This window comes from Methylobacterium sp. WL103, assembly GCF_008039885.1.
Classification (GTDB): domain Bacteria; phylum Pseudomonadota; class Alphaproteobacteria; order Rhizobiales; family Beijerinckiaceae; genus Methylobacterium; species Methylobacterium cerastii.
In genome coordinates, this window is record NZ_VRUX01000332.1 from 1 (window position 1) to 4,819 (window position 4,819).

Below are 4,819 nucleotides of genomic sequence, written 5' to 3' on the forward strand. Positions count from 1 at the left end.
TGGCACGCCACCGCGGCCCTGCTCGGGCGGCACGTGCCGGACGCGCTGCTCGTCGACGTCGGCTCGACCACCACGGACCTGATCCCGATCGTCGGGGGCCGCGCCGCCGCCGCCGGCTACGGCGACGCCGAGCGGCTGGAGACGGGCGAGCTCGTCTACACCGGCGTCGTGCGCACGCCCCTGCTGGCGCTCGCCGACCACGCTCCGTTCCAGGGCCGCCGCACCCGCCTGATGGCCGAGACCTTTTCGCACGCGGCGGATGTCTACCGCATCACCGGGGACCTGCCCGAGGGGGCCGACCAGCAGGCGAGCGGCGACGGCAAGGGCAAGTCGGTGACCGAGAGCGAGACGCGGCTCGCGCGGATGATCGGCCGCGACCGCGGGGAGGGGACGGACGAGGCCTGGCGGGCGCTCGCCCGCCACTTCGCCGAGGCGCAGCTGCGCCTGCTCCACGATGCCGCCGCCGGCCTGCTCTCGCGCCCCGACATGCCGGCCGCCGCGCCACTGATCGCCTGCGGCGCGGGCGCGTTCCTGGTCGAAGCCCTGGCCCAGCGGCTCGGCCGCCGCTGCCTCGCCTTCACCGCGGTGCTGGCGGAGCGGATCGCCGGCCGCCCCGACTGGGCCTCCACCTGCGGCCCGGCGCTTGCCGTGGCGCTGCTCTCCGCCGAACCCGCCCCCACGAAGGAAGCTCGATGACCGCCCTGAAGATCCTCGCCCGCGTCCTGACCGCCCGGGTCGGCCCGCATATCGAGCTGGCGCTGGCCACCGAGGACGGCGAGACCGTCAAGGTGCTGGCGACCCCCGACCAGATCGACCGGCTGATCGACGAGCTGGAGGACATGCTGCACGCGCCGGAAGCCCCGGACGACGGCGAGCCGCCCGAGGCGGCTTGATCGCCTCGCAGGGAGGGCGCGTGACGTCCGAACCGCACGCACCGGTCCCTAGAGCATTTTCAAGCGAGGTGGATGCCGGCTCGCGTGAAGAAAATGCGACCCCACAACAAGTTAGAGCATTTTCCGTGATCCAGAGATCACGGAAAATGCTCTAACGCAAAAAGTCCCCGAACGCCCGCGGGCTGTCGTCGGTCTTGATCTCGCGGGTCACCGTCAGCGTCTCGGCGTCGATCACCGAGAGCGTGTTCGAGCCCCAGTTGGCGACGATGACCGAGCGGCCGTCGGCGGTGGTCGCGATGCCCTCGGGGTGGTCGCCGACCTCGATCCGCGTCACGGGGGCGAGCGTGCCTCGGTCGAACACCGTGACGGTGCCGGAATACTGGTCGGTGACGAAGCCGCGCTTGTCCGTCAGGGCGATCACGTAGGGGCGCTGGCCGGTCTTCACCCGGCCGACCTCGCGCGCCGCGGAAAGGTCGATCACCGACACGTCGTCGCCGGTGACGTTGGCGGTGTAGGCGCGCTTGGCGTCGGCATCGATCGTGAGGCCGAACGGATGGTGGCCGACGGCGATCGTCGCGGTCGCGCGGCGGGTCGCGAGGTCGACCACCGAGACCGTGTCCGCCTCGCGGTTGGCGACCAGCAGCGTCGCGCCGTCCGGCGTCACCGCCAGCCCGGAGGGCGAGGCGCCGACCGCGATCTCGCCGTCGAGCTTCAGACCCGCCTCGCCCGGCACCAGCACGAACACCCGCTTGGCGTACCAGTCGGCGACGTAGACGGCGCCGCCCTTCGGGTTCGCCGCGATGCCGAGGGGACCGCCCGGCAGGGTCAGCACCTGCACGACCTTGCGCGTGGGAAGGTCGATGACGGCGATGCCCGGCGCGTCCGGGCAGGTCACGTAGGCCTGGGTGCGGTCGGGCGAGAAGGCGATGCCGGCGGGCGAGCCGGCGACCGGGATGCGCTGCAGGATCGTGCCGGCCGCGAGGTCGATCACGTCGACGGCGTTGTCGCCCTGCACGGTGACGACCGCCTCGGCGGCGCGCGCGGCGAACGGGGCGAGCCAGAGGGCCAAGGCCAGCGCGAGGACCGAGGCGAGCGAGAGGCCGGCACCCGGCCGGCCTCCGCGTCGCGTCGTCGTGAAACGGCTCAAGAGCCCTTCTCGACCTGCGCCTTCAGGGCGTCGAGGCCGGTGCGGTAGAGGCCGCGCACGGCCTTCTGGGAGGCCTCGTCGCTCAGCTCGGGCGGCGGGTCGTTGTTCATGTAGCCGCGGTAGAACGCGCCGTCCCACGACACCTTCGACTTGCCGTCGCCGTCGGCCTCGACCTTGAGCGTGGAGGAGTAGTCGTTGACCGGGAGGGTCTTCACGTCGACCTTGGTGATCCGGTACGAGTAGCTCATCTTCTCGGCAGAATACTTGTACAGGCTCTCCTCGACGGTGGCGCCGCCCTTGAGCGTCAGCACGCGGGTGGCCTTGTCGGGGGTGTTGCCCTCCTTGCCCTCGGTCTTCTCGACCAGGGGCAGCCAGCTCATGTCCTGGAAGTTGCCGATCACCTTCCAGACCTTGTCCGGGCTGGCGTTGATCTCGACCGTCTCCTCGACCTTCTTGCGGGTCGGGCCGTGGGCCTGGGCCGTGGTCGCCGCCAGCGCGGCGATCACCACGGCGCTCGTGAGGGCCAGTCTTCTCATCAGCATGTCACTCCTGAGGCTTCGCCGTCTCGTGCGGCGTCGGTGTCGGCGAGGATGCGGTCTTCCGTCCCGAGGTGGGCGGCGACCTTGTCCTCGATCCAGTCCCAGGCCTCCCGCTCGCGCGGGCCGGCCGTCTTGGATATCGCGATGGCGAGATAGCGCATCTCGGCCATGACCTTGTCGGGCGCCAGCATGTGGAGCCGCGTCGAGAGGATCGCCGCCTCCAGCACGGCGGCCTGCGCCCGGTTGTAGCCTATGAACGGGGCGTGGGCCGCCGCGTGGACCAGGCGTCCGCGGTAGCGCGGCCGGGTCGCGTCGGCCTCGACCGACGTCACCGCGAACTCGGCGTGGCCGAAGCTGTCGGCGAGGCGCCGTCCGCGGATCCTGTCGCACGCGACCGTCGGCCACTCGCGGCGGCCGGTGACGGCGCCCGCGATCACCCGCACGTCGCGCGGGCTCGACGCACAGAAGTACGGGTCGGCGTCGAGGTTGAGGATCGTCGGCGAGGGCCGGAACGGCGCCAGCACATAGTCGTCGCCCTCCGCGATCAGGCCGAAGGGCACGAGGTGCAGGGCGCCTTCGGGAGAGAGCGTGGTGACGATCGTCTCGAGGATCAGCGGCACCGGCTCAGGCCTCCCCGGCCGGCACGAGCTTGCCGCAGACGAGTTTTTGCGCGGGCGCCTCGGGCGTCGCCGACACCGACGCCTCGGCCGCGGCCTCCTCCGGCGCGATGGTGCGGGGCGCCGAGGCGCCGGCCTCGACCGGAACCTGCGCGTCGCGGGCGCCCGGCAGGGCGTCCGGCCCGGAATGCTTGGTGTGGCCGGCCTTCTTGAAGGCGGTGGTGTCCTCGACATCGGCGTCGGCGGCGCAGGCCCAGTCCAGCGGCTCGTCTTGCACGTAGCGCTTGCCGAGGCGCCACGCGGTCTCGGCCTTGGTCAGCTCGCCGCCGAGGTAGAACGCGTGGGCGCCGTCGCTGGCGACGTCGAGATCGGTGAAGAAGGCCATCGCGTCGGTGCCGACCTTGTGGACGTCGCGGTTGTAGACGTGGATCCCGTCCTCGGCGACCGCGATCCGGTAGTTCGGGTCGCGGACCTGGGCCGCCAGCGCCGCGATCTCGTCGGGCGTTTGCACGAAGGGACGCTTGTCGTGAAGTGCCAGAAGTGCCCGGCCGTAGCCCTTCGGCAGCGCCGCGTCGGCCTTGGCCGCGTACATCACCCGCCTCGCGGCATCGTGTTCCTCCACCGTGCGGCGGGTGTGGTTGGAGACCTGCACGATCAGGACGTTGCCGACCGACAGCTCCGAGCACATCCCGACCAGCAGCGCGGTGATCCCGAGGCTGTCGGCCTCGGTGAGTTCGGTGAGGTTGCCGGTTCCCATCATCATCGCGATGTCGGGCCAGCGGGCGCGGGTGGCGCGGTAGCGCTCGATCGAGTCGACGAAGCCGAAATGGATCGGCTCCAGGATCGGGTCGGCGATGAACGGGCGCCCCGCCGCCACCATCCGCGCGATGGCGCGGTCGAGGGAGGGCAGGTCGTCGGGCCGCGTCGGCACGAGGATCGGCACCGCGTCGGTCTCGAAGGCGAGGTCGAGGGTCTCCTCGTTGAGGCTCAGCAGGAAGTCGGCCCCGGCGGCCGCCCCCCGGCGCAGCTCGTCGATCGAGAAGGAGTCGACGCTGACCTTCAGCCCCTGCGCCTTCAACCCGCGCACGCACGCCTCGAGATGCGGGAAGTCGGTGTCCGGCAGGCCGCCGAGGTCGATCACGTCGGCGCCCCGGCGCGCCAGATCGAGTCCCTTGGCCACCACCTGGTCCGCGTTCATCTTCGAGGCGTCGACGATTTCGGAGAAGATGCGCAGGTCGTGGCGCGAGAGGTCGACCTTGCGGCCGGCCAAGCCCAGATGGGCCGGCAGGTCGACGATCTCGTCGGGGCCGCGCTCCACCGGCAGGCCGAAATGGGCGGCCAGCGCCTCAGGGTTCGCCCGGCAGCGCCCCGGCAGGACGATGCGGGTGGCGCCGTCGGGCAGGGTGACGCGGCGCTTGATGATCTCCTCGGTCATCAGCGCGGCGACCTTCACCCCGGAATCGGCGATGCTCCAGGCGAAGCGCTCGGGGGGCAGGGCGCTCGCGACCTTCTCCAGCCGGGCGCGCGCGAGCTTGCCGGTGACGAAGACGAGGTGCTCGGGCGCGCCGCTCATGCGGCGGCCCTGAGGTGGACGGCGCGCTCGCCGGCGGGCCCCAGGATCGC

At 71.8% G+C, this 4,819-nt stretch carries 6 protein-coding genes; 2 read left to right on the top strand and 4 right to left on the bottom strand.

The features are described from left to right. Both FV222_RS17635 and FV222_RS17640 read left to right on the top strand, forming a co-directional pair. Nucleotides 1–696: hydantoinase/oxoprolinase family protein (locus FV222_RS17635; RefSeq protein WP_348644945.1), on the top strand; the 696-nt coding region annotated here is incomplete at its 5' end. Continuing rightward, entirely contained in the window at nt 693–893 is a 201-nt protein-coding gene (locus FV222_RS17640) for a hypothetical protein (protein WP_147753646.1), read from the top strand. The genes FV222_RS17635 and FV222_RS17640, both read left to right, overlap by 4 nt. Before the next feature lie 151 nt (nt 894–1,044). On the opposite strand, the gene FV222_RS17645 is transcribed toward FV222_RS17640, so the two are convergent. Genes FV222_RS17645 through FV222_RS17660 form a run of 4 tightly spaced genes read right to left on the bottom strand, consistent with a single transcriptional unit; the run spans nt 1,045 to nt 4,769 of the window. Then, entirely contained in the window at nt 1,045–2,040 is a 996-nt protein-coding gene (locus FV222_RS17645; protein WP_147753647.1) for a beta-propeller fold lactonase family protein, read from the bottom strand. Next, entirely contained in the window at nt 2,037–2,576 is a 540-nt protein-coding gene (locus FV222_RS17650; protein WP_238272081.1) for an SRPBCC family protein, read from the bottom strand. The genes FV222_RS17645 and FV222_RS17650 overlap by 4 nt, the downstream gene beginning before the upstream one ends. Further along, entirely contained in the window at nt 2,576–3,199 is a 624-nt protein-coding gene (locus tag FV222_RS17655; RefSeq protein ID WP_147753649.1) for a DUF447 domain-containing protein, read from the bottom strand. Before FV222_RS17655 ends, FV222_RS17650 begins: the two co-directional genes overlap by 1 nt. 4 nt (nt 3,200–3,203) lie before the next feature. Next, nucleotides 3,204–4,769: a DUF6513 domain-containing protein gene (locus tag FV222_RS17660; protein ID WP_147753650.1), complete on the bottom strand. Its 1,566-nt coding sequence runs from the start codon at nt 4,767–4,769 to the stop codon at nt 3,204–3,206. Nucleotides 4,770–4,819: the final 50 nt, after the last annotated feature.

Coding starts and splice junctions, on each gene's coding strand:
- FV222_RS17660 (WP_147753650.1), bottom strand. CDS start 4,769: ATGAGCGGCGCGCCCGAGCACCTCGTCTTCGTCACCGGCAAGCTCGCG.
- FV222_RS17640 (WP_147753646.1), top strand. CDS start 693: ATGACCGCCCTGAAGATCCTCGCCCGCGTCCTGACCGCCCGGGTCGGC.
- FV222_RS17650 (WP_238272081.1), bottom strand. CDS start 2,576: ATGAGAAGACTGGCCCTCACGAGCGCCGTGGTGATCGCCGCGCTGGCG.